We start from the raw sequence: 25,717 nt of genomic DNA on the forward strand, positions 1-25,717 counted from the left end.
CCGCGACCGGACTTTCACCGGCTAGAAGATGCGTGCTTAGCTGGGCACGCCGCAAAAAAAAGGTGCAGAAGCAAAAGCGCTTCTGCACCAAACCTTATTGTGACAACAGCTCCAACAATCTCAGGATACTGGTGACCGCTTCCGCGCGGGTCAGCGTCTCATTCGGCGCGAAGAGATTGCGATCGCGACCGTGAATGATGCCCATGATACGAACCTCTTCCACGTAACTTTTCGCCCATGCCGGAATACGGGCATCGTCTGCAAATCGGGTGTGCGTATGGTCGGTCAACTCCGCTCCTGTTGCTCTTGCGATCATCACCGCCATTTCCACACGAGTGACCGGGCGACCAGGTCGAAATGTTCCATCTTCATATCCTGAAACAATGCCTGCCCTTGCCGCCAAATCAATCGCTTGCTTTGCCCATTCGCCAATTTGCTCCCCGTCCGCAAAAGCAGGCGCATCGCCTCCCGCTTCTCCTTCCAGCCGCAAGGCACGAACGAGCATCAACGTAAATTCAGCGCGGGTGACGGCATGATCCGGTCTAAACGTACCGTCAGGGTATCCGGCAATGATGCCTTTTGCATAGGCTTCCTGAATGAACGGCTCCGCCCAATGACCCGCAATATCCGCAAATAACGGCTCCGGGGAAGGCGGGTCCGGCATCTCCTCTTGCATACGTTCCACGGTGATGGAATACGTTCTGCGCGTTCCGTCTTCTGCAGTGACCACGATGTCAATGATATCCGTATCCGTGTGCAAGGGGATGCGAATGCTTCCCTGATCACTCCGGACTTGCCGACCATTCACGCTGATTCCAGCCTGATGATGTGCAGCACGGATCGTGAGCTGGATGCTGTCAGCATCATGCGGGATCAAAGCCTTGTACGTCGTAATGTCCCCCGAAAATTCCGGTATCAACGCGCCTTCTGACAAGATGAGCTCCCTCAGTGTTGCATTGCCGGAGCGGATATAGACAGGCGGACTCGGCGGTTCTGAAGAAACCGGCTCCCGCTCTAAACGAAAGCGCCGGGATATTCGGTAACTCTCTTGACCAACCTGATCTTTGGCGTAAATGTGCAAATACCAGTCGCCGCCGTTTTTGTCTGCATGACTCAACGTGCTTTGGTTAATGAAAGGTTGCCAATATGCATGTTCATCCAACGGGTCTGAACTCGTTGACCAAACATAACGGAGGGAAGCGGCATCGATCCCGCTGCCGTCGTCCTTCACGTTGACTTGACTGGATATGGTCCGCGAAAGGGTTTCATCGCCGTCGGGTTTCAATTCGATCTCCGGATTCGTGTGATCGATACGGATGAGTACATGCTCGCTCATTTCATTGCCTAATACATCTTCCACTCTGAACCAAAGCGAGTACTGCCCCTCTGTTGTGAAGTCGAGCGGATCATGATAAATCTCCCAAGCCGCTCCTTCATCCAACGAATATGCAATGGGCCGCAGCGCGATCCCGTGGTCATGAGAAGCATAAACCGCTGCGGTCACACTTTGGTTCGTCCACGTTCCGCTGGGATATGCTTTACTGTCATTATCGGTAAAATACAAATCCACATCCAGCTTCAGGCCGCTTCTGCTGATCTTCACGGTCCGCTCAACGATCGTACTCTTATTGCCGATGTCATCCATCGCTTGCGCCTGGATCTTCGTTTGCCCTTCTTCCGTCACCTCTAAGCGGATAGGTGTACCGTTAAATGCACGATCCTCCCACTCCTTGTCGCCGACTTTCACACGAATCGTGTGAACATCTGTCTGCCTTGGGTTAGCGGCGCTGTGGTCGATCGCCACTTCCACTTTGGCAGCATTGGTCCAGCCGTCGGGATGAAGGGTGATCGTCGGCGGTTCCGGATTTCCGCTGTCCACGACGATGTCGAGAGTCTCGGACTTGTCGAATAAGGAGACGGTGATCGTCGCTTTGCCGCCTTTGACGGTGCTGACCTCCCCGTTAGGATCAACACGCACAATTTCGGGGTCATCCGGATCAACGCTATACCTGGCGGTTGTTGTCGCATTGTAGCGATCCCCGTTTTGATGTTCCGTATTCACGGTAATGTGGGTCTTGTCGTCAAGGTTCAACTGATCGTTTGCAATGGACGCAGCCCAGGAGATGAGCGGGTTTTGCCATTGGAGAAATGGCCGATGTCCGTCGTACTGGTACCAGCCCTCTGTGAGATCCCAATCCTTAAATGTTTCCGGATCGCGGAGATCCGCCTCTTCCACAGGTATTCCGATTCCATTGTCAGGGAGTTCACCATCCGTATAGCTATCGGTCAACCAGTAGCTGCCGGCGACCTCAATGATATTTCCTCTTTCTTCATATTCATTATTCGCCCCGACCAGCCCGCCAGTCTCAGAATGACCTGTTACCTTGCCTGTCGCGTAACAATGCTCAACTTCTATCACTGAACTTATTGGCGAATCGTAACCATTTGTAACATTAAATCCGATCAAACCACCCACGTATTGCTTACCGTTGACATTCCCTGTCGCATAGGAGTTCTTAATTCTGACCACACCAGATGGAAGGGCTTCAGCTTTACCAACAAATCCACCTACAAGCTGGTCTCCATTAACCTCCCCAGTCGCATATGAATTCGTGATTTCATTGACACTTCCTATATTTCCCGATGAAATTATGCCAACTAAACCACCTACAAGATTATTTATGCCCGCAACGTCACCAGTTGCAAATGAATCGCGAATCGTAATCTTTTTACCAGTCGAACCCCTAAATAGACCTGCCAGACCCCCGACTTCACGCTCTCCGACAACTTCGATATGGGCGGATGACCCGATCACGTCATTTCTAACAATACCGGCTAACCCGCCAACCTTCATTTCTCCTCGAATAAGGGTTCCCGTTACCGTACTGTTTTCAATTATCCCGTAGCTATACCCTACTAACCCGCCGATGTAATCATACCCCTTGATCTCCACGACCTCGAGATGGACATTCCGGATGACAGCCGTTTCTGACGTTACTCCAAACAAAGATTGGTAGTTCTCATCTTCACGGTTGATCTTTAAACCTGTAATTTGATAGCCGTTGCCATCAAATGTTCCGGTAAAAGGAGAAGAGTATTCCGTTGCGATTGGCAACCATCCTTCTCCGGAACTGTAAGTTGAAAGATTAATATCGGCTCCCAATTTGAAATGGGCATCCAGATAATCTCTCACTTTGTTCAGCTATTCAGCGGTTTCGATAATATACGGGGCTTCTTCCGTGCCTGAGCCGCCGGCAAAATCACTGCTTAACGGCGCGAATGCACCGTCATCGGCGGCCTGAACCAATATGCCGACATTCCCAAACAGTTGTGTCCAGGTCCATCCGAAAAAAAGAACGAACGCCGCCAACAGAACGGATGATTTAAACGGTCTCATTTTCCTTTCACTTCCTTTCTAATGTGCGGAGACCGCAAGTTCCACATCATTGTCCGTCATAAAGTCCACTCCTCGCCTTCTCCAAGGCTTCCAGATCAATTCTTTCCATCGCAAGCATGGCCTTGTTCACGCACTGCTGTTGTTCCCCGGATTCGTCGGAACTGATCGCTTCCCAATCGGAGGGAAATACTTGTCAGCACGATGCTCTATCATCTATCCAACAATCTTAGCAGCATCACCGTCGCTTCTGCACGGGTAGCCGTTTCGTTCGGCACAAAACGGTTTCCGCCGCGGCCATCGACAATGCCAAGTTTGCGGATGGCTTCGACCGCACCTTTCGCCCACTGCGGAATCGTTTCATCATCGGCAAAGCCGGTTGACGCATTCGCGTTAAGCTGTAGTTGTAACGCCCGAGCGATCATCACCGCCATTTCTACGCGGGTGATCTGTGCGTTTGGCCGGAAGCTGCCATCGTTGTATCCATCCACGATGCCCGCTTGTACGGCCTGCGCAACGGCTTGCTTCGCCCATCCGCCGATCCGGTCATGATCCGTGAAAGTTAGCGCGGAGCCGTCACCTTCCAGTTTCAATGCACCTGCCAGCATCACAGTAAACTCGGCGCGTGTGACTGGATGATTCGGTTTAAATGTGCCATCTGGATAACCGCTGACGATGCCTTTCTCTACAGCACGCATGATGTAGTCCTCCGCCCAGTGTCCGGCAATATCAGAAAATGGCATCGACGATTCATGAGTAGCCGTCTCTCGAATCACGGTCAGCGTATATCGCTTCTCGGTACCGTCTTCCGCACGAACGACAAACGTGAACTCATTGTTGCCACTTGTCAGCTTCTTGCTGATCGGCACCGAGCGTGACAAAAGTACACCATCAACGTACACTTCGGCCGCATCGTGCGCTGCTTGAGCAATAAATACCATTTCCTCTGCATCTGTAAATACGGTGTAATCATGCACATCAGGAGCAAACGAAGGTTGTAAAGTTAACATCCGACCGTTTGCCCATATTTCCAGTGATGAAAGCTTGGCATCGCTGGAAACACGATCCGTACGGGAAGACGGTGATGACGAGGAGCTTCGCTTACGCTCGTCCAGCACGATCACACTTACCTTCGCCTTGATATTCAGCGGATTGTTCACCCACTCAGGCAATTGCAAGGTGCCTATAAATTCATAACGACCAGCCACCTTGCCATTGTATTCAGGGTGAACTTCATTCCAGCTCACTTGCACCTCAATCGTGCGAAGATCGTCCAACGTAACATACACCGAATCGGGTACGGAAACATCCTGCAACTTCGTGTTATAAGGCACATATATCGTATCTGGCCTTTGAATTTCCGTAATCGTTAGCAGTTGGCGCTCAATGTATAAAGAATAAGTGCGCTCCTCCTTTTCATTTTCTGATATAACTTGGATATAAATCGAATTGTCACCGATCTCGAGCACCGCTTCTTGCCCACCAATCACCTCATACGATGCCGATGAGTCGTAAGTTGAAGCTGTTACTGTCACGCGATCCATTGAATAAGGTACCGTCAAATAATAAGTAAACAGATCTGGATTGAAATTTTCTAAAATTTTACCATTGATTCGAATCTCAGACAACTTGGCATTCGACCCCGGTAAAACACGAACCTGTAGCTTTGCCTTCAATTTATCCGGGTTCAGATAATATTCGGGCAATTGCAAGCTTCCAGATATCCAATATGTCCCAGATTGATCCGGATTGTAATCAGAATTCACTATTTCCCAATTGACTCCCACATCCGGCTCTAACGTCTCGTTGTCCAGTTGTATAGAAACCTCGGTTGGCAAATATTGCGCTAATTGATCGCTCGTGATATGCTTGCTTATTTCAAGCGTATTGAGATCATTCACCGCTTTTACCACAGCATACGGCGTTGCGCTAACCGGAGCTGACAACTGGCTTCTACTATTCCCTTCAGTAACGGCTTGCACAGCAAACCAATATTTTGTTCCTGCCTTTAACTCATCAACCAGCCATGATGTGTCCATAAGCGGCTCGTCATTTAATGGTTTCCAGTTCGATAAATCCTGCGTATCCGGCGGCTCTGATCCTGTAGCCATATAGATTGCGTAAGAGGAGGCATCAGAAACCACCTCCCATTCAAGCTGCACAGACCTTTCTCCAGCCTTTGCCGTTACGTTAGGCGGAGCATTTATATCAACCTGCCCGATCGCATATAAATGTCCATCGTAAGAACCCACATAAATCGTACCATCGGCACCGATGGCCGCTGATGAAGTAATCGAACCGCCTGTCTGAAATGACCACCGCATATTGCCCGCTGAATCTATCGCGTACAAATTGCTGTCGTGAGTTCCGACATAAAGCATGCCATTGGCATCGACAATCGGCGTAGCATAAGTAACGTATCCAAATTCCGCCGACCATCTGGGGCTAACGTCATCCGCCGCTTGTTGCGGCGCAAATGCATAGAGTTTCGAATGAGTCTTTATATAGATCGTACCGTCAGAACCGATAACCGGAGTGCTGGAGATCGGATCTTTTGCATCAAACCTCCATTGTAATTGACCCGACGAATCCAGTACATATAAATTACCATCCTCTGAACCCAAGTAGATCGTCCCATCATCCCCGATTGCCGGTGTCGCTCTGATCGCACTACCCGTTTTAGTTTCAAAGATCCATTTCGGCTTGACATCATCCGCATCTTGCTCCGGTTCAAATGCATAGAGAATACCTTCGAAATCACCCACATAGATCTTACCATCAGCTGCAATTACCGGGGACGACTTAATCATCGGCCAAAATGCTGATATTTTGTATGACCACTTTTCCCTTCCCGTGTCTCCATCGTCGGAAATTGCATGAAAAGTACCGTCCTCGGTAGCGACATAAATCGTCCCGTCCGCTCCGATGGCTGGTGAAGGGGACACGAAAACCAGTGACCCTATTTTCAAATCCCATTTCAAAGTACCGTCTGGATGAATCGCATATAAATAACTGTCATCCCCCCCGACGTAGATCGTCCCATCAGCTCCGATGGATGGCGACGAATAAATGCCGGGGTTGCCAAAATCACTACCATTGATCGCAAATTTCCATTTCTGCTCGCCACTCGCCGTCAACGCATACAAATGCCCGTCGTCTGAGCCGACATAAATTGTACCGTCTGCAGCTATCGCCGGTGATGAACGTACACGTCCTTCAGTTTTAAATGACCATTTCATATCAAACGCTTCGCTGCCGGAAAACCTCGACTGTCTCGTCCAGTTAAACGCCGTCGGTTGAATCGCTTCCAGGTCATAATTCCCTTGCTCATATCCAGAGCCTTGTATAAACGACTCAGCAGCAGATGCTTCAACGCTGCCATCGACAAGTATAATGGCCATATAACAAAAAATAGCGAATAACAGATTGAATTTTTTATTCATCTTCATATATTTCTCACCTTTGTATCAATGTATCAATGAAGAAAACGCTAAAAACCTGGCAACCATTATAAAAAGATCTACTCATTTCAAACTGAAAACATTGAAGCTAGAGTGAAAGGCTGGGCGGAGCCAGCCCCTCCTCATCAAACCGTACGTGAGGTTTTCCCTCATACGGCTTTCCGGTGATCGTCATCATGCAGCATACAGATTACAAGTGCGTTTCCAGTCTATATAGGACGGACATTGATTTCACTTCGTGACGATGAGGGAAATACTTGTCAGCACGATGCTCTATCATCTATCCAACAATCTTAGCAGCATCACCGTCGCTTCTGCACGGGTAGCCGTTTCGTTCGGCACAAAACGGTTTCCGCCGCGGCCATCGACAATGCCAAGTTTGCGGATGGCTTCGACCGCCCCTTTCGCCCACTGCGGAATCGCTTCATCATCGGCAAAGCCGGTTGACGCGTTAGCGTTAAGCTGTAGTTGTAACGCCCGAGCGATCATCGCAGCCATTTCTACGCGGGTGATCTGTGCGTTTGGACGGAAGCTGCCATCGTTGTACCCATCCACGATGCCCGCTTGTACGGCCTGCGCAACGGCTTGCTTCGCCCATCCGCCGATCCGGTCATGATCCGTGAAAGTTAGCTCAGAACCGTTGCCTTCCAGTTTCAATGCACCTGCCATCATCACAGTAAACTCGGCGCGAGTAACCGGATTGTTTGGCTCAAAAGTGCCGTCCGGATAACCGCTGACAAAGCCTTTCTCTACAGCACGCATGATATAGTCCTCCGCCCAGTGTCCATCGATGTCGGTAAATGCAATAACCGGTTCATTTGGCTTTGGCATTTCACGATAAATGGTCAGTGTATAGGTTTTCTTCGTGCCATTCTCCGCTTGTACCGTTAGCTCAATCGTATTGTCGCCTTCCTCCAAATCGACTTGAATACTGTCCGTAAATACCTTGCCCTTCCATATCACTTTCGCCGCGGAGTGAGCTTCTTTGACCACAATCTCAATTCGTTCGCCTTCTGTACGGGCCGTATATTCTGTTGTTCCAGAAGTAAATGAAGGGCTTAGTTTCAATAATTTCCCTTCCACCCATACTTGCAGATCCGCAAGATCCGCATTGTTGGACAACACACGGCCGCCCCCGCCACCACCGGAACCGCTGTTACCTCCTGGTGCTCTTGGGGTCGCTATCGCTACATTAGAGAAATCGCTGGCCCCCTTCACAGTGATAGCCTTCACTACAAATGCATACGTTGTTCCGTTCGTCAATCCCGTGACATTGTAGGAATTCGCCGACACATTCGATTGAATGAGCTTCCAGTTCGCCGGATCGACAGGAACTGATGTGCCTTCCGCTTGGTAAACCGCATAAGTCACGCTGCCTGTTCCCGTGACCGCATCCCACTTTAATGTAACGGAACGATCAGCCGCAGAAGCTGTTAAATTCGCCGGTGCAGGTATCGTTGCAATCGTATACTGTTCCTCCAGCACTTCACTGTCCAGCATGCCTTCCTTCACAGCAATCGCCTTGAGCGTCATCTCTGTTGTCACTTCGATGGGCGCAGTATACTCGACACTGCTGCGGCTCGGTGTACTGCCATCCGTTGTGTAGTAAACCGTTGCTCCTTCCATTGTCGTGCTCAATGTTACCATTGTACCTGCCGGGACTGCACCGCCTGATGGTTCTGCAACAGGTTTCGATACTTGCTCTGGCTCCGCTTCTTGTGAGAGACGCTTCACATGAAGGGTATAGGTGACTTGCTCTTGTTGATCCTCTGCCGTTACCAGGATGTCAATTCGATTTAAGCCGACCTTCAGCGGTTGTACTTCGCCACGCACAACCTCGCTGACGACTTCGTAGTTCGCAGCCGGATCATCCGTTGCCGCTGTCACGATCACTTGCTCCGTTGCATAAGGAACCGACACATCGTAGGTATAAATATCCGGATCAAACGGGGCCAACGGTTCTCCGTTCAGGGTAATGCCGCTCAGTCTCGCATTCGTATTCGGCCGTACATGAACCGCCATTTCGGCTTGCAGCCGTTGTGGATTGCGAACATATCCCGGCAATTGCAACTCTCCTGTAACCGCGTACACTCCGGCTTGATCCGGGTTATAATCAGCATGCTCCAGATCCCATTGCACACCCGCGTCCATCGTGACAGGCAAGCTCGTTAATTGAATTTGAATATGTTCGGGAAGGTATGCCTCCAGTTTCTCTGGTGCGACTCCCTTGCCAACCTCGATCGCACCGGGAGATGCAACAGCCGCAACCGTTGTATACGGCGTTTCGGACGTTGATTCCGAATAGCCGCTTTCCATCTCATCCTTCACGGTCGTTACAGCAAACCAATACAACTTTCCAGCAGTTAAATGGTCGACCGTATAGGACGTTCCTGTTACCGGCCCCTTATCATTGTCAACCATCCATCGGTCGGCAACGGGAGGCGTACCTTCGTCAGCTTCTTGCCTATAGACGTTATAGCCATCGACCGCATCGATTGCAGTCCAACTCAGCTCTACTTTCCCGTCTCCCGCTGTCGCCTGCAAGCCGGTTGGAGGGACAGGTGTACTGTCGCTCACCGCTATGCTAAGCGTTGCATCGCTTCCTGCACTGAACGTAAAGATCAGTGTAGTCGTACCGATCGGCAGGTTGGCCAGGTATTCTTTTGTAATGGTGACGATGTTGCCATTTACGATGTAATCCGTGCCTTTCGATAACGATGTTGTGTCATTCGTAATATCTATGAGCGTATTGCCATTCAACTCCATCGTGACAGCGATCTCTCGCTGCTTCAGGATGTTCTTGTCGAACGACGCCTCGTCCGGATGAATGGTGCTGTCTTGCTTCGCTTCGATGATAAGCGCCAGGGAATGGTAATTGCCCGCCGCAATCGCCTGAATGTCTGACAAGCTCTCGATTTTCTTTGGCGTGAGTTGATTTGCCGTATCGTCATGTCCTAATTGGCCATAAGTACCGTATCCAAACGAGTACACGTCGCCTGACTTCGTTAAAGCAAGGGAATGTTTACCCCCGGCAGCTATCGCCTGAATGTCTGACAAGCCCTCGATTTTCTTTGGCGTGGGTTGATCATCCGTATCGCCATGTCCCAATTGGCCAGAATCACCACGTCCGAACGAGTACAATTCTCCTGACTTCGTTAAAGCAAGGGAATGATCATCCCCGGCAGTTATCGCCTGAATGTCCGATAAACCCTCGATTTTCTTTGGCTTGAGTTGATCTTCCGTATTGTCATGTCCTAATTGACCATACCTGCCCCTTCCAAACGAATACACGTCTCCTGACTTTGTTAAAGCAAGGGAATGATTATCCCCAGCAGCTATCGCTTGAACGTCCGACAAGCCCTCGATTTTCTTTGGCGTGATGAGTTGACCATCCGTATTGCCATGCCCTAATTGGCCATACCTACCATATCCAAACGAATACACATCTCCTGACTTTGTTAAAGCAAGGGAATGATTATCCCCGGCAGCTATCGCCTGAATGTCCGACAAACCCTCGATTTTCTTTGGCGTGAATTGATCTTCCGTATTGTCATGTCCTAATTGTCCATACCTCCCCCTTCCAAACGAGTACACGTCGCCTGACTTCGTTAAAGCAAGGGAGTGGAAAGTGCCGGCCGCAATCGCCTGAATGTCCGACAAACTCTCGATTTTCTTCGGCGTGAGTTGATCTTCCCTATCGCCATGTCCTAATCGGCCATACGTACCGTATCCAAACGAGTACACGTCGCCTGACTTCGTTAAAGCAAGGGAATGTTTACCCCCGGCAGCTATCGCCTGAATGTCCGACAAACCCTCGATTTTCTTCGGTGTGAGTTGATCATCCGTATCGCCATGTCCTAATTGGCCATAATCACTAAGTCCAAACGAAAATACGCCGGGGACAGGTGTGCTCTCGCTCACCGTTACGCTGAGCGTTGCATCGCTTCCTGCACTGAACGTAAAGACCAATTTAGTCGTACCGATCGGCAGGTTAACCAGGTATTCTTTTGTAATGGTGACGATATTGTCAGTTACGTTGTAATCCGTGCCTTTCAATAACGATGTTGTACCATTCGTAATATCTATGAGCGTATTGCCATTCAACTCCATCGTGACAGTGATATCACGTTGATTCAGGATGTTCTTGTCGAACGACGCCTCGTCCGGATCAATGGTGCTGTCTTGCTCTTCAACGGCAAGCGCTAGGGAATGATTGGCCCCGGCAGCTATCGCTTGAATGTCCGTCAAACCTTCGATTTTCTTTGGCTCGAGTTGATTGGCCGTATCGCCATGCCCTAATCCAGACGTACCGTTTCCAAACGAGTATACGTCGCCTGACTTCGTTAAAGCAAGGGAATGGAAATCGCCTGCCGCAATCACCTGAATGTCCTTCAACCCCTCGATTTTCTTCGGCGTGAGTTGATCATCCGTATCGCCATGGCCTAATTGGCCAGTATTACCCCTTCCGAACGAGTACACCTCTCCGGACTTCGTTAAAGCAAGGGAGTGATTAGCCCCGGCAGCTACCGCCTGAATGTCCGACAAATCCTCGATTTTCTTCGGCGTGAGTTGATTTTCCGTATCACCATGTCCCAATTGGCCATGCAGCCCCCATCCAAACGAGTACACGTCGCCTGATTTCGTTAAAGCAAGGGAATGATTCCCCCCGGCAGCGATCGCCTGAATGTCCGACAAATCCTCGATTTTCTTCGGCTCGAGTTGACTATCCGTATCGCCATGGCCTAATCGGCCAGAATTACCCATTCCAAACGAGTACACCTCTCCGGACTTCGTTAAAGCAAGGGAATGATTCCCCCCGGCAGCGATCGCCTGAACGTCCGACAAGCTCTCGATTTTCTTTGGCGTGGATTGATCTTCCGTATTGCCATGTCCTAATCCAGACGTACCGTTTCCAAACGAGTATACGTCGCCTGACTTCGTTAAAGCAAGGGAATGGAAATCGCCTGCCGCAATCGCTTGAATGTCTGACAAACCTTCGATTTTCTTCGGCTCGAGTTGGAGTTGACTATCTGTATCGCCATGGCCTAATCGGCCAAACAGCCCAAATCCGAACGAGTACACATCTCCTGACTTCGTTAAAGCAAGGGAATGATTAGTCCCGGCAGCGATCGCCTGAATGTCCGACAAACCTTCGATTTTCTTTGGCGCGAGTTGATTGGCCGTATCGCCATGTCCTAATTTGCCATACATACCCATTCCGAACGAAAATACGCTGACCAAGTTTGCATTTGTCTCTGATTCTTTAGCAGACACGTTGTCATAGGGTACCGTGATCAGAAACGACTGGATGAGCAGCAAAGCGATGCACAGCTTCACCAAGCCGCTCCTCCTGTTGCATATGTATGATTGTTCCAAGTTTTTTCCCCATGGATTCATCTCTTACAAATCCTCCTTCAAGTTAATCTCTGCATAGCTTCACCCCATCTATTGTATATTCTTCCAATCCCATTGTGATCAACCCTGCCTGTCACAAAAATCACAAAGGTTGAAGATGGGGGTGGAGTTTATTTAGATAAAAAAAAGAACGGGTCAGAACAATTGTAGTGTTCTGGCACGTTCCAACGCTTGTAAGCGATTTTTGGATTGCAATTTGCCGTAGATATTGTTAATGTGTGTTTTTACCGTCGCCAGGGAAACGTTCAGTTTAAGCGCGATTTCTTTATTAGACATTCCCGTTTCCATCAACCGAAGCACGCTTTGTTCTCTGGCTGTTAAAACGACCACCGTTGCTTCATGGAGAGTACCGGCTTTCCTTTCGACTTGCGGTATCAGTCTCCGCAGTCGTTTCACATAGGATAAAGACACCTTATGACTGGGGCGGCGATGCTGTTTTTGACGCAGTTGGATATATTGATCCAACAATTGCCCAAGTGATGCTCCTTCGTCGACAAAGGTCCGGATATACCCTTCCGGCCGCGCCAATGCCAGCGCTTCTTCCAGTACGTCCATGGAGTCCGAAATCCTTCCTTGTAAGGACAGGATCATACTCTTATGAACGAGCAGACGAATTCGGTCGCTTTGCCGTCCTTCTTCTATTGACAGCTGGAGCAGTCGTTCCGTCAATGCTGCGGCTTCTTCCATTTTTCCTTGCTCCGCCAATATAGAAGCGAGTACATCATATTCCTTGATCATGGATAGCGGAATTTCATCACGGAATCGGAGGCCGCTCTTTCTCAGCCATTGTCTCACCGGTTTCTCGTCTCTTTTCATCCGGCCCAGCATGGCTCGAAACAAGGCGATTTTCCCGGACAAACGGGAATTCGTCGTCTCGGACGTGAGCCGGGCTAACTCGCGTAATATTTGATTTGACGTCTCCTCGTCTCCTTGTACAGCGGCAATACGGGCGAGCCATAGCGCCGCGATGGTCATCAGGCTTATATTATGATGCGTTCTTCCAATATCATAGGCTTGGCGCATCACCTTTTCCGCTTCGACCAAGCGATTTCGTTCGTACTGCATTTTGCCTAAGTCGATATAGAGATGAGCGACAAAATAAATATTTCGGGTTTCGGACCAAATCGAAAGCAGAGGAGTCAGTACCTGTTCCGCCAGTTGAAGGCTGTCATCCGACACGTAGATGTCAAACACCGGATGATAACCGTCCCGGTCGCTCCCGAACCCGATCAAAAATTCGCCTTCCGCATGTTTCTCGACATATTCCTTTGAAAATTGAACGGCATATTCAAATTCACGCTCCATAAACGTGCGAAATGCGGCCAGAAAAGCAAGTCCGGCATGTAATGTTTCGGTTGCCGAAGAAGGAAGGGAAGCGGTGTTCTCTTCCAGCCAGCGAACCGCTTGCCAATACCCGTCTGTGGCCGCTTCGACATGCCCGGACATGTATTGGGAGGCAAGCTTTGTCAACAGCATCATCGGCCTGGCAAATAACAGCGTGTCGGGAATTGCGCTCAACCACGTGCAAAGCGTCGTCCATTCCTTGTCCATCAGTTCCTGTGCAATTTTCTCTATCAATGATAGCGCATGTTCATAACCGGCAGCCGCAAGGTAATGATCCACCGCTTCATGTGGATAACCGTTCTTTTCAAGCCATTTTCCTGCTGTCATATGATAGGTTTTCCATTGCCGCGGCTCGCGTATTTTCAACTGCGCTGTCAAAAATTGCCGGAATAAATGATGATACCTGTACCACTCCCTCCGCTGGTCCAAAGCGACAAGAAACAAGCTTTCCTTGTCTAATTGTTGCAGATACGCATCACTTTCGGCTATACCGGTTACCGCTTGACAAAGTTCGCCCGTCATCCGATCCAAAATCGATGTATAGAGTAAAAAATGCTGCATCGTTTCGGATTGAAGGGAAAACACTTCATCGAAGAAGTAATCCGATATATCACGTTCCGTTCCCGCCATCTTCCAGACCAGCGACGCGGGATCAGCATGTTCATGTAACGACAAGATCGCCAGTCGCATCGCAGCTGCCCAACCCTCTGTCTTTTTTTGTACGACAGCCGCGTCTTCATTGGATAATTGTATGCCACCGCACTTCGCAAAAAATTCGGTCGTTTCGTCCGGCGCAAACCGGAGATCGCTCGCATCCAACGAGATCAGCCTATTTTCTGCTCGTAGTCTGGAAAGAGGAAGCGCTGGAGGATTTCGGCTTGCGAGATAGAGATGGACATGTGGCGGCAAACGTTCCAGCAGATAAGTGACCCCCTTCAAGATTGATTCTTCTTCGATATGATGAAAGTCATCCCAAACGAGCACCGTTGTTTGCGAGATACGATGAAGCCCGTTGACGAGCGCGGCAATCAGTGAAACTCCCGATGGATCTTCCACGGCATGACGAAGCACGGCCTGTTCGTTAAAAGACGGATAAGCTTGTTTTAACGCTGCAAGGGTATGTGCCCAGAAGCGCATGCGATCATTATCCCCTTGATCAAGCGAGACCCAGGCGACGGGATTTTCCAGCGTCATCACCCACTCGCCGAGCAATGTCGTTTTGCCATAGCCGGCTGGAGCTGTGATCAACGTAAGCGTGCGATCCAACCCTTCATGCAAAAGCCGGGTGAGACGGGAACGCGCAACAAGCGAGCTTCGCGATCGGGGAATATGAAGTTTCGTGGCTATGATCATGGTTAGCCCCTCCCTTTGACTATAAGCATCAGGAATGAACATTTTCCTTACCATTTTACCAAAAATCTTTTATTTTGGCGGGGCTATCCCTGGTTACACAACGCGGAAAAGTTATGATGTTGACTATTCACAAGGATTGGCGGATCATAGTGGTACTAAACTGGGAAGAACCCGCAAAACAATTCATTCTACGTTTATATCATCGTCGTTGAAATGGATTTTAACATTTCAATCATTCTTTCAATAAAAATCGTAATGATAAAAGGACGATGATTCACGATACAAATCCATAATCCGTAGCCAGTAACAGATACAGCCCCAAAAACTGCTGCATCCCGATAAAGTCTCTTTCGAAGCAATCCCAACATCGGTAAACCTATCAAAGGCGCCAGCAGGATGTGAAGCATCAACATGTTCAATTCATCCTCCTTTTCGCTTCTCGAACGTGCGTTTGACCCATGTTGTCACTAGCAACAAAAAGGGGATCAGTAGAACAAAGAAACTGTCATATATGAATGTATATTTTTCATCCCATTCCTCGTTTTGGATCGGGTTTTCATAGATGGACAAGGCGGTCGCCGACAACAAAATCGTCAAACCCAGAAAATGAGGCCACCGGGTTTTTGGACGAAATACTTGACGCAGCGTTTCGGAAGCTCCGTAAACGAGTACCAACAGCTTGATAAAAATCAGAATCAGTAAAATAACGGAGATAATGGAATGGATGTTGACGATCACCTCTCCGATGGAAATTTCCTGCACGGTCGTATACACTGGAAAGGTAAGTTGTGACGCCCTCTCCACTCCTAATAAACCGATAATCATAAACAAGGTCATGCTAAGAGAAAGGGAAGCGGTCATCAACCCAAGCAAAAAGGGGCGTGTTGCCCCCTGTTTGACCAGCGGAAACAATATCGTGAGCGCAATAGTTTCCATATAGGGAAAGCCCAAAAAGGAATGGTATTGTAAAATGGCACCCAGGCCGGAATGGAAAGCTGGCTGAAGTCTTCCCCAATCCCAGTTCACCATTGCCAGCAACAGAACAAACCAGAACGGGAAGAACAAAAACGGAGTGATGATTTGATTTAATCGTCCGATGGCTTCCGTCCCCTGAGCGACCGTGTAAAAGGCGACAAGCAAAAACATGACGTGAAAAACGGTTTTCGGCGTCTCCGGCATGATGGTTCCATTTAAAAAATCGCTTAAATTTCGAAGAGCCCATCCAGCCAAAATACAGAAATAAAGAAAATACAGGACGGAAACAAGCGTTCCCAGAGAACGTCCCCAAGCTTCCAGCGGGATTTGCACCAGACTTTTGCCCGGGTAATATCGGAAAAGAAAAATCCAGAACAGACCGACGAGTATGCCAAAACTTCCTGCCCACAAGGGCATGAGCCAGGCATCCTGTCCCGCCTGTACGACCAGCCGCCCGATCAGCACGAAAAGGGTGGTTCCGAGGATATAATTGATTGTCAGCAGATAAAACTGGAATCGGGAAATCATTGGCTTCATCCTGTTCCTCCATAAGGTTGACTCATGCTTCCCGTTCGGAGCAGCCGGGTATTTGCACGAATCTCAATTTGTGCATTTTTCGCCGCTTGGTCGATATCCGGATGATTTGGCGTTTGTTTGCGCAACAAGTCGTTGATGCTTAACAGATCCCAGCCACGCTCCCTTATCATTTGATAGAAAGCAAGCGACTCGTCTGCTATGATCTGATTCAGTCTGTTTTCAAGTCTCTCCACCTCGTTCCGAGACTTCGGGACGGACTCGATTGTATAGGCAGTGGAAAGTTCGAGGTCCATGCGGATCCGAACGACAGGTTGGTCGGATTTCCAGAAGACCTCACGTTTTATGCGAACCAGTCTCAATTCCACGGATACCTGTTTTCCTTCCACCTGAAACTGTCGCACGTGGCGACCTCGATCGCCATTTAGCAAATGGTACCAGACCAGCTGCGTATCATTCAGTTTGCCCGCCATGCGATAATCACGGAAAACCGCCCCGCCTCGGATGATAAAGTTGTTTTGATTGGCGTCGATATCCGCCGACCTTTCCCCGCTGTTGGAAGAAGGTGCCTCTGTCATTCCGGTGATCAACGGTAATACGATCGTATCTGACTTTTCCATCCGTTCAATGACATCACTGACCTTGATCTGTTTTCCCACCAGGAGCGAATTCCGGATCAGCAGGTCGAGCCTGGAATCGATCGTGTCAGACGGCACCCGCTCCAGGGGAGTTAATGTTCTCATGACCTGAGATATCGATCCGTCGACAATCAGCATCGGGACCGATGAGCGGCCGTTGGGTTGCATTTCGATAAAGTTGACAATATCGCGCATGTTTTGTTTGGCGGCCCGCTGGGAAACGAGCAGCACCTTGCAGTGGGCCATAAATAACTTGCGCGGCAACATTTTGTAAATCGTAGATTTGATTTCTCCAAAAGAGGATCCACTGATTTCGTAAGTGTACACAGGGGCTTGTTCGCCTCCCGGCGTACCTTTGGCGGAAGTGCCGCTGAGCGGGTTGATGATCTGGTAATACACGGTTATTTTGTCGCTCTCCGGATCGCTGTCCACCCCCATCATACTGACCAGCGCCAGTTCGTTCATCTCCGTCCTGTCCCAGCAAGCCGTAAGCAGGGCGGTAAACATCATCAGGATGAACAGACCCGCTGCATACCGGTTGGTCATGTTTGTTCCTCCAGATTACCTTTTTCTCTTCATATTCCGAATATATCCGGGCAGACCGTTCGGATCCAGCCAGGGCCGGGGCAGCCGCACCAACACATCTTTCCAATCGGTTCCTATGGACGGGGAAGCGGGAGTGAAGTAAGGAACGCCAAATGACTTAAGCGACACCAGATGGGCAACCAGAAACAGGGCACCGCATAAAATGCCAAAAAGGCCCATAAAGCCGGCCAACAGCACGAACGAAAAGCGAAGCAGGCGTTGTGACATGCCGAAGCTGTAAACCGGAACGACAAAATTGGTGATGCCGGTTATGGCAACGACAATGACAATCGCGGCGGAAATGAGACCGGCTTCCACCGCCGCCTGCCCCAGTACAATCGCCCCCACGATCGAAAGCGCCTGTCCGACCGCCCGCGGCATGCGCAGCCCCGCCTCCCGGATAATTTCAAACACGACTTCCATTAACAACACTTCGAAGATGGCGGGGAAGGGAACCCCTTCCCGCTGGGCGGACAAACTGATCAGGAGTTGGGTCGGGATCAGTTCCTGGTGGAACGTCGTGGCCGCGACATACAAGGAAGGGACGAACACGGCCGTAAAAAAGGAAATCAACCGAATCCAGCGAATAAACGTGGCGATGTCCGCTCGCTGATAATAATCTTCAGGAGAACTGAAAAACTCGAAAAACGTCATGGGGGCAAGCAGGACGTTGGGCGTTCCGTCCACCATCACGGCCACTTTACCATCCAGCAACTGGGCAGCTACCATATCAGGGCGTTCGGTGTTGGTAAGCGTCGGAAAAGGAGACCAAATCCGGTCCTGGATGAATTCCTCCACATAAGCGCTTTCCAGCACACTGTCCGTCCGGATGGCTGACAATCTGCCGCGCACTTCCCGGACCAGCGATTCCGGGGCGAGGTTCTCCATGTACACCATAAGCAAAGTCGTCCCGGTTTGATTGCCGATGTTCATTTTATCAAACCGGAGGAATGGGTTGCGGATTCTTTTGCGGACAAGCCCCACATTGGTCAGAATGCTTTCCGTAAAGCCTTCGTGCGGCCCGCGAATGGTCGATTCCGACTTCGGTTCTTCAATGGAGCGTTGTTTGGATTCGGTCACATTGATGAGACAAACGCGCTCCCTTGCAAAATCGGTTAGTGCGCAATGGCCTGCAAGGAGTGCTTTTACGGCATGTTCCCGCAACTGTTCATATGGATCGGAAAAGGAAAATTCGCGCAAAAAACCGCTTTCGGCGGAACGAGGCGCTTCCCCTTCGGAAAACGTATTTTCCGTGAACGATTTCAAAATGTATTCGTCAATCGTTTTTTTATTGACCATCGATTCCAGATATACGCACTGCACGGTTTGTTCCCCTTGGACAAACAAGGATCGGCAGACCAAGTCCGGGGGTAACCCGAGGGCTGATTGAATGTCTCCGAAAAAATCATTCTTGATCGATTGATTTTGTTTTTTTCTTGCCATCGACGAACCTCCAGATTCTCACATCTCATCATTATCATTATTTCCTATTGGGTGGATTCTTATTCCATTGGCAGTTATGCTGTTGCAAATTATCGTGAGGTGAAATCCATACGAGACATTCAAGAAAACGTCCAAGCCGGGAAAGGTTGCGCCGGGAGTGCGAATGTGACTGTGTAGGAAGCACTTCGCATCGTTCACGCGATCAATGCCCAATTCCTGCATCAGCTTGGATTGCAGTGCCTGTGAAAAGTTAATGCCCTTCTCCAGCGCGGCGGCGTTCAGCCAAGCCGGAAGCGTGACCGTCCGATTGACAGAACGGTTCACTTGCGCCTGCGGATAGATGGCATATAGACATCAATCAGCACAGCGCGTTCGTTCGCTTGCGTGGTTTGAATCTGGGAAAGCGGCGTTGGAGCGGGAATAGGTTCGCCATCTTCTTCCAGCCCGTACAGGACAATGCCGAGCAGTTCCCGCGCGGACAAAAGCGCATCGTGATCGTCCGTTCCGCTTGTCGCGCAATCCAGATCAGGGAAAACAACAGCGATTTCCTTGCCGGGGTCATAAGTGAAAACGGCAGGGTAGAAATATCGCTCCGGCTTCTTCATGTCGGATACCTCCTTTGAATGGTCGGGAGGGAGCCGGGGCTATTCAAACTTTAACCCCGACCGCCGTTCAATGCTTTTGAGCGTAGGAACGGGAATGTCTTTGTCAGGATGTTTGACGGTTGTTCGTCCCTTTTGGGTTGGGTGCTTGAACTGGTGATGACTTCCCGAGAAAAATCCACGGTAACAAATACTATTATATTTGTCAATTGAGAACGCAAACTAATCCGCCTTTTTAAGGTATCTTCCAAGTCTTGAACCAGTAACGATATTGTCCGAACGTCGGCAATTTATCCTGCGGAGGAAGAATAGGGACGAGTGCTTTCCCGTCTAATACTTTATTTTTCAGTCCATCATCCCGATTCCTGACCCATCATTTCACGAATTAAACCAGACCCTCCAGGCTCCTGCATTCGACAAGTTTCCGAATATGCAAAAGAAGAGCTCTCGATTCACCATTAAGGTATATCGAGAGCTCTTCTTCGCGACATCGATGCGGTCGAGAGGACAATGGTATCAATCTAACGCAGCACAATCTTGTTCAATGCCGTTTGTATATCTTCCTTTCATGCTTTTCCCAAACGGTTTAATAAAATAAACCATTCTCATAAAAACAGTTTTTCTTCAAAGAACTACCGTCATTTTCTTAGCAATCTCAGATAATTTTTGGTTTTTTAAAAAGTCCTCCATTTTCTCTTCAGCCGATACCATCACCTTCTGAACTAAACACTCTGATCCATGATTCATTTCACAGTCGAATAAGGAGGCGGAGCCTTCAATGGCATGAATCACGTCGAGAAACGAGATTTCTTCCCAATTCCGTTTTAAGCGATATCCACCATTGGCTCCTGAAGTCGATTCAATCATTCCTGCCTTGACCAGCTTGGTAAGGATTTTGGATAAATACGTTGGAGAAACCTCTTGTCTCTCCGCCAATTGCTGTACGCCGATAAGTTTGTTCGGCGGGAATGCGGCAAGAAAGAGCATCGTATGAAGAGCATAGTTTGTCGCTTTAGAAAATTTCATAACGTGATGTTCACCTCAATTATGGACTTTATGTGCCCATAATAACTTTTTATATTGGCTTATGTCAAATATCGCCTCCCTTATTACTCCTTTATTCGTTGTAACTGGCAACACTCCAAGACCTACGATTCCACTGAACCTTTACCATATGGAACAAAGAAAGTAAGAAGAAAACCACTCGCTGCAACGAGGGCTAGTGACCAAAACGCGGCTTGAATTCCTTGATGCATATTGATCGGAAAAGAGAATGAGCTATAATCTGCGGTAATTGTCACCAGGGTGATGAGCAGTGCCCCGCCCATTGACATGCCCAATGTACGTATGGCCGTGGTCATCGGCGAAGCGTAATTCATCATCGAATTCGGCAAGCTCGCCATGGCAAAAGCAGTAATTGGGGTCATCATAAAACCGACCCCGGTCATAAGCAACGCATATAACCCTACCAACAGACCATACGGAGCGTGAATCGATAGCGCTATCGTTAATAGAGCCGTTACGGCGGCTATCCCGAAGAAGCCGATCCGAATCAAATAGCGACCGCCATAACGGTCGTAGATTTTACCCGATACCACTCCGGACACCCCCATCAGCAATGCACCTGGGAGCAGCATTAGCCCCGATTCTCTAGGCAGTAGTCCCCTGACATTTTGTGCATATATCGGGAGCAGCAGTTCCACCCCGGCCATCACAATGAACAGGACTACGCCTATAATCGATGCATAAGTAAATCTCGGGTAACGAAATACGTTGAAATCAAGCAAAGGGACGGCCAGTTTGAATTGGCGCTTCACAAACAGAAACGACAGTGCGAATCCCACGATAAGGAAGGTCAGCGCAAGCTGAATCCCTTTTCCCTGATCGCTAAGGATACTAAATCCATACAACAGACTGCCGAAGCCCAAACTTGAATAAAGAATCGATCTCCAGTCCAATTTCGCTTTATGCGTATCCCAAACGTTTTCCAAGCAATAATAGGCGACAAACAGGTTCGCGATCGCTATGGGCGCCACCCCATAGAATAAGATTCTCCAAGAATGATGTTGAATCACGAAGCCGGAAATCGTCGGCCCCAGTGCAGGGGCGAGTCCCACAATGAGACTGGCCAGTCCCATCGCTGCCCCGAGTTTTTCCTTTGGGAACACTAGGATAATCGTATTCAGGAACACCGGTACCAGCAATCCGGCGCCAATCCCCTGAATAATTCGTCCGCTTAGGATCAATGTGAAGTCGACGGAGAAGCCGGCAATTAGCGTCCCTGTCGTAAAGGCCCCAGCGGATGCGAAAAACAGGGTTCGCGTCGAGTATTTTCCGATCAGGAATCCCGTCACAGGGATGACAATTCCAGAAACCAGAAGATAGACGGTGATCAGCCATTGCGCCCGATTGACCTGGATTCCAAGGTCAAGCATCATTTGTGGCAAAGCCGTGTTCAGCATGGTTTGCATGAGTTGTGCCAAAAAATTCGCGACGATTAGAGATGCGACAATGATTACAGGTTTTCTTTTCATAACGTTCCTCAATTTACTACAGACACTCCAGTTTGTAGATATTACAGATATTTTTTGTCCATTATATAGTTAAAGAAATTACTTATGGGAAAATTCTTGGACACCGGTGTACATGCTCTGATCCTTCAACTGAATAAGCACCTTGCCAAAACGCCCACCCTGCTGGATGACAACCTTATCCGTCGGATAGGTCCGTTCCAAATAATTGGCTATGATTTTCCTGTTCTGGTCGTCCGCAGGCAAACCGAAGATTCTCAGCCATTCCATCACCTCCTGGAGCGCCGTGTCTCTAGGTACCTCTGTAGATTTCATTTCCCGGGTTACGAGCGACTGATAGGAATACCCTTTGAGATACAGTAAATGGAGCAAATAAGCCATTTCCAAATGTTCCGTTTTCATGGGCTGATCAGTGACCAAAGGCCAAATCTCTTTTACCAGACTGTGCTCCCTGGAGCCGACAGACAGGCTGATATAGCAATACTGTCGTGCGCAGCTCAGCACTTTCTCCACACTCTCCCAGTCGGCAATAACCGGGCACATGGAGACAAATACGAAATCAAAGGCTTTTTCCCACCCCTTTGCTTGAATATCAATGTCTTCAAAAGGCTCAGCCACAATCTCTACATTCCCGTTCTTTAATCCCGTTATATTACTTTTCAAGAGCTCAACTAATGGAAGACTAGGCTCCACAGAAGTAACACTAGCCCCTCTCTCCGCAAACGGCACTGTAAATCCGCCTGAGGCCGCTCCAATGTCTAATATGGAGGTATCTTTAAATGTCACACCCTGACTTTCCAGCCAATTCATTATCCGTTTTGTTCTTCGCCTGCCTTCTTCGCTAAACGCCTGCTCGTTAAATGACTTTGCCCTATGGTCAAAAGTATGTGCTGGATCAATTCCAACTTTTTTCATTTTGCTAATCGCTGTATCTGGATCCTTCTTCCAAGCTGCTTCCCAAACGGCATCATTAAAAAAATCGTTCGTCATCATCCTCTTCATCCCTTTCTGTTTGATGCAGTCATTACACTTATGACTTTTGAAAAAAGTCCTTCTCTCTAAGAAACTTTTCCCCAAGAGAAGGACATGTCCACTTAGAGCTAAACGAAATCCTCTTCGGTCAGCTCCATGTTGATGCCAATCGCCGCTTTGCTTCCGCCTGCTGCGGCATAAATCAACTGGGAAGGCATGACGTAAGCTGCATCCCCGGCGGCATACACACCTGGAACCGAGCTTTTGCCCCACTCATTTGTGGCGATACCGCCAAACTCATTTACCTCATAACCAAGCGAACCCTGAAAAGACGCCTTCGGTTTCCATTCCGGTGTAATGAATCCTCCCGTTCTCTCGATTCGCGTGCCATCTGCAAATTCCACCTGCCGCAATTTCCCCTCATGACCGATAAACATCGTTACTGCTTGTTCAACCACTTCGATGTTTCTGGATTTCAACAGTTGTTTTTGATCGTTGTCCAGAACCGCATGCCCATTTGTACAAACCACAAGATCTTTACTCCAGGTATAGAGCAGCTTGGCCATATGAAACACTCCAGAGTTCTCGGAAACAACAATTAGCGGCTGATCTCGAAGCTCCCAACCATCGCAGTAGGGACAACTGAACAAACTTGTTCCATAACAATCACGCAAACCTGGAATATCCGGGAAAATCTCCCTAAGTCCAGTGGTGATCAGTAATTTGCGTGCTTCAATCCGTTTTCCGGTTGACGCCACGGCGACGAACCTGTGATCAGTCCGGTGAATCTCGGTTACCTCCCAAGGTAAAAGTTCAACGGAGGGATACCCCAGAACCTCCTCATATGCAATACGCCTAAACTCGGCGGGTGTCACACCGTCTCTTGTTATAAATCCATGAGAGGCATGTGTAACCGCATTTCGGGGCTGGCTGTTATCAAATAACGCAACACTGCGTCTGGCCCGCCCAAGTACCAGAGCCGCATTGAGTCCTGCCGGGCCTCCGCCGATAATAGCACAATCATAAATCAAAAGAATCTCCCCTTTTTTGTTGATTTATTTGGAGCCAACAAGCTGCTGCAGTTCACCTTTCGACAATATGCCTATTTCTTTATATAGAGGCTGTCCATCTTTGAATATAATGGTTGTCGGGATGCTCATAATCTGAAATTGTGAAGAGGTTACCGGATTTTCGTCTACATTAACTTTAACGACTTTAATGGAATCATTTGCTTCCCTTTCAAACTCCTCTAATACAGGTGCAAACATTCTGCATGGACCGCACCAAGCGGCCCAAAAATTCACTACTGTTATACCTTCCGTTTGCACCATCTCATTAAAAGTAGAATCTTTCGCATGTTGAATAGCCATCGTGATCTTCCTTTCGATTAAATATACTATGGATATATAATATCTTTAATTTGTCATAAGATGGGTCTAGTAATCTTGTCCGGCGTTGTTGCCAGTAAATGGAACATCACCTCAAACGCATAATCAGTGGCTTGTGAGTTTTCATAGCACTCCTCCATTCGAATTAAAGACTTCATGTATCTATGATAACTTTGTTTTGGATAAGATGCAAGTCAGTCCCAAGAAAATTTAGCCAAACCCAAGCCAGTTGTATTCTTTTGGCCTGTGATCGAGCCAACAACAGCGGACAGGCCAGGGTGTTTTGCATCATCCTAGTCTGCCGCTGTTGCTCTTATCGGATCGGTATTAGTTTTCGTCAAAATGGATCGGCGCAATGCCTTCCGCTCGCCACACCGTGCCTCTTTTCTCGTACTCGAATAACTGTTCTACAGCATTTGCGATTTGAGGACCTAACTCACGATCAACCAAATACAAGGCCACATCAAGACCCGAAGTCACGCCTCCCCCGCTTACGAAGCGAGGACCATCTTCAACGACTCTTGCTTCAATCGGAATTGCACCGAGAGCTCCTAACGCTTCCATGCCTATTTGATTGGTAACCGCATGTCTATCTTTCAACAAACCTCCCATCGCAGGCAGCAGTGTACCACCGCATACTGTAGCTACAATAACTTCCTCATTGTTAAAAGCTTGTTTCAATTTCTCCGACAAGCCCGTCATCATGGCCTTCTTTAAAATATTCGGAATGGTATCTTCCGAATTTCCTGCTGGCTTGCCCGAAGCCCCGGGCACCAAAATGATTCCAGGACGCTTGGGGTCTAATGCAGCTTGCGCTTCGAGAGCCGGCCCGTTCAGACCGCTCGGGACAGAACGCTTGCCTTCCGCGGAAACCAATTCCACAGTAACTGCTCCGTTTGAGTACATTCCCGCAGCAGCAAATACTTCGTATGGTGCTAATGCGTCCAGCAGATCGAAACCATCGAACAAGACGATTTGAACATGCATCCTTTTGTCTTTGAATGGATCATTATTTTTTTTCTACGGCTGACCAATTAACTAACAAGGATTTCCAATGACCTTCGTCGAAGTATTTTTTACAT

General features: G+C 48.8%; 18 protein-coding genes. All 18 read right to left on the reverse strand.

What is annotated here, in order from left to right; translation table 11 throughout:
- Positions 1-94 precede the first annotated feature (94 nt).
- A complete protein-coding gene (locus ACFQ03_RS14065) occupies positions 95-3,007 on the reverse strand; it encodes an S-layer homology domain-containing protein (protein WP_379288886.1) in 2,913 nt (970 codons plus the stop codon).
- A gap of 195 nt (positions 3,008-3,202) precedes the next feature.
- On the reverse strand, positions 3,203-3,397 hold the full coding sequence (locus ACFQ03_RS14070; RefSeq protein WP_379288888.1) for a hypothetical protein: 195 nt from the start codon (positions 3,395-3,397) through the stop codon (positions 3,203-3,205).
- A gap of 209 nt (positions 3,398-3,606) precedes the next feature.
- Complete coding sequence (locus tag ACFQ03_RS14075; protein ID WP_213593033.1) at positions 3,607-6,843, reverse strand: S-layer homology domain-containing protein; 3,237 nt, start codon at positions 6,841-6,843, stop codon at positions 3,607-3,609.
- 288 nt (positions 6,844-7,131) lie between these two features.
- Positions 7,132-12,192, reverse strand: coding sequence for an RCC1 domain-containing protein (locus ACFQ03_RS14080; RefSeq protein ID WP_379288891.1), 5,061 nt, complete (start codon positions 12,190-12,192; stop codon positions 7,132-7,134).
- 213 nt (positions 12,193-12,405) lie between these two features.
- Positions 12,406-14,967, reverse strand: a complete 2,562-nt coding sequence (locus ACFQ03_RS14085; RefSeq protein ID WP_379288893.1) for a LuxR C-terminal-related transcriptional regulator — start codon at positions 14,965-14,967, stop codon at positions 12,406-12,408.
- A gap of 194 nt (positions 14,968-15,161) precedes the next feature.
- On the reverse strand, positions 15,162-15,380 hold the full coding sequence (locus tag ACFQ03_RS14090) for a hypothetical protein (RefSeq protein WP_379288905.1): 219 nt from the start codon (positions 15,378-15,380) through the stop codon (positions 15,162-15,164).
- Positions 15,381-15,387: 7 nt separating this feature from the next.
- Positions 15,388-16,479, reverse strand: coding sequence for a GerAB/ArcD/ProY family transporter (locus tag ACFQ03_RS14095; protein ID WP_007130945.1), 1,092 nt, complete (start codon positions 16,477-16,479; stop codon positions 15,388-15,390).
- Positions 16,476-17,660, reverse strand: a complete 1,185-nt coding sequence (locus ACFQ03_RS14100) for a Ger(x)C family spore germination protein (protein WP_379288895.1) — start codon at positions 17,658-17,660, stop codon at positions 16,476-16,478. Before ACFQ03_RS14100 ends, ACFQ03_RS14095 begins: the two co-directional genes overlap by 4 nt.
- A 15-nt stretch (positions 17,661-17,675) precedes the next feature.
- A complete protein-coding gene (locus ACFQ03_RS14105; RefSeq protein ID WP_379288897.1) occupies positions 17,676-19,142 on the reverse strand; it encodes a spore germination protein in 1,467 nt (488 codons plus the stop codon).
- An 18-nt stretch (positions 19,143-19,160) separates the two neighbouring features.
- The gene (locus ACFQ03_RS14110; protein WP_379288899.1) at positions 19,161-19,466 is read right to left on the reverse strand and encodes a hypothetical protein; all 306 of its coding nucleotides are present in this window, start codon (positions 19,464-19,466) and stop codon (positions 19,161-19,163) included.
- Positions 19,463-19,747, reverse strand: a complete 285-nt coding sequence (locus ACFQ03_RS14115; RefSeq protein WP_213509925.1) for a type II toxin-antitoxin system HicB family antitoxin — start codon at positions 19,745-19,747, stop codon at positions 19,463-19,465. The genes ACFQ03_RS14110 and ACFQ03_RS14115 overlap by 4 nt, the downstream gene beginning before the upstream one ends.
- Before the next feature lie 39 nt (positions 19,748-19,786).
- Positions 19,787-19,954, reverse strand: coding sequence for a type II toxin-antitoxin system HicA family toxin (locus tag ACFQ03_RS14120; protein ID WP_074048767.1), 168 nt, complete (start codon positions 19,952-19,954; stop codon positions 19,787-19,789).
- Positions 19,955-20,368: 414 nt separating this feature from the next.
- Positions 20,369-20,770 (reverse strand): Rrf2 family transcriptional regulator, encoded by a 402-nt coding sequence (locus ACFQ03_RS14125; protein WP_036623450.1) that lies wholly within the window; start codon positions 20,768-20,770, stop codon positions 20,369-20,371.
- A 122-nt stretch (positions 20,771-20,892) separates the two neighbouring features.
- Entirely contained in the window at positions 20,893-22,278 is a 1,386-nt protein-coding gene (locus tag ACFQ03_RS14130; RefSeq protein WP_036628256.1) for a DHA2 family efflux MFS transporter permease subunit, read from the reverse strand.
- Between the two features lie 78 nt (positions 22,279-22,356).
- Entirely contained in the window at positions 22,357-23,265 is a 909-nt protein-coding gene (locus ACFQ03_RS14135; protein WP_036628257.1) for a class I SAM-dependent methyltransferase, read from the reverse strand.
- Positions 23,266-23,375: 110 nt separating this feature from the next.
- On the reverse strand, positions 23,376-24,278 hold the full coding sequence (locus ACFQ03_RS14140) for an NAD(P)/FAD-dependent oxidoreductase (RefSeq protein WP_036623451.1): 903 nt from the start codon (positions 24,276-24,278) through the stop codon (positions 23,376-23,378).
- Positions 24,279-24,302: 24 nt separating this feature from the next.
- Entirely contained in the window at positions 24,303-24,617 is a 315-nt protein-coding gene (gene trxA, locus ACFQ03_RS14145) for a thioredoxin (protein WP_036623452.1), read from the reverse strand.
- 345 nt (positions 24,618-24,962) lie between these two features.
- Positions 24,963-25,622 carry a DJ-1/PfpI family protein gene (locus ACFQ03_RS14150; RefSeq protein WP_213528212.1) on the reverse strand — a complete coding sequence of 220 codons (660 nt, stop codon included), beginning with the start codon at positions 25,620-25,622 and terminating at the stop codon, positions 24,963-24,965.
- Between the last annotated feature and the right edge of the window lie 95 nt (positions 25,623-25,717).

The sequence above is a fragment of the Paenibacillus residui genome (genome assembly GCF_042677205.1).
Classification (GTDB): domain Bacteria; phylum Bacillota; class Bacilli; order Paenibacillales; family NBRC-103111; genus Paenibacillus_L; species Paenibacillus_L residui.

Coding starts and splice junctions, on each gene's coding strand:
- ACFQ03_RS14070 (WP_379288888.1), bottom strand. CDS start 3,397: ATGAGACCGTTTAAATCATCCGTTCTGTTGGCGGCGTTCGTTCTTTTT.
- ACFQ03_RS14075 (WP_213593033.1), bottom strand. CDS start 6,843: ATGAAGATGAATAAAAAATTCAATCTGTTATTCGCTATTTTTTGTTAT.
- ACFQ03_RS14085 (WP_379288893.1), bottom strand. CDS start 14,967: ATGATCATAGCCACGAAACTTCATATTCCCCGATCGCGAAGCTCGCTT.
- ACFQ03_RS14090 (WP_379288905.1), bottom strand. CDS start 15,380: ATGTTGATGCTTCACATCCTGCTGGCGCCTTTGATAGGTTTACCGATG.
- ACFQ03_RS14095 (WP_007130945.1), bottom strand. CDS start 16,479: ATGAAGCCAATGATTTCCCGATTCCAGTTTTATCTGCTGACAATCAAT.
- ACFQ03_RS14100 (WP_379288895.1), bottom strand. CDS start 17,660: ATGACCAACCGGTATGCAGCGGGTCTGTTCATCCTGATGATGTTTACC.
- ACFQ03_RS14105 (WP_379288897.1), bottom strand. CDS start 19,142: ATGGCAAGAAAAAAACAAAATCAATCGATCAAGAATGATTTTTTCGGA.
- ACFQ03_RS14115 (WP_213509925.1), bottom strand. CDS start 19,747: ATGAAGAAGCCGGAGCGATATTTCTACCCTGCCGTTTTCACTTATGAC.
- ACFQ03_RS14125 (WP_036623450.1), bottom strand. CDS start 20,770: ATGAAATTTTCTAAAGCGACAAACTATGCTCTTCATACGATGCTCTTT.
- ACFQ03_RS14130 (WP_036628256.1), bottom strand. CDS start 22,278: ATGAAAAGAAAACCTGTAATCATTGTCGCATCTCTAATCGTCGCGAAT.
- ACFQ03_RS14135 (WP_036628257.1), bottom strand. CDS start 23,265: ATGACGAACGATTTTTTTAATGATGCCGTTTGGGAAGCAGCTTGGAAG.
- trxA (WP_036623452.1), bottom strand. CDS start 24,617: ATGGCTATTCAACATGCGAAAGATTCTACTTTTAATGAGATGGTGCAA.
- ACFQ03_RS14150 (WP_213528212.1), bottom strand. CDS start 25,622: ATGCATGTTCAAATCGTCTTGTTCGATGGTTTCGATCTGCTGGACGCA.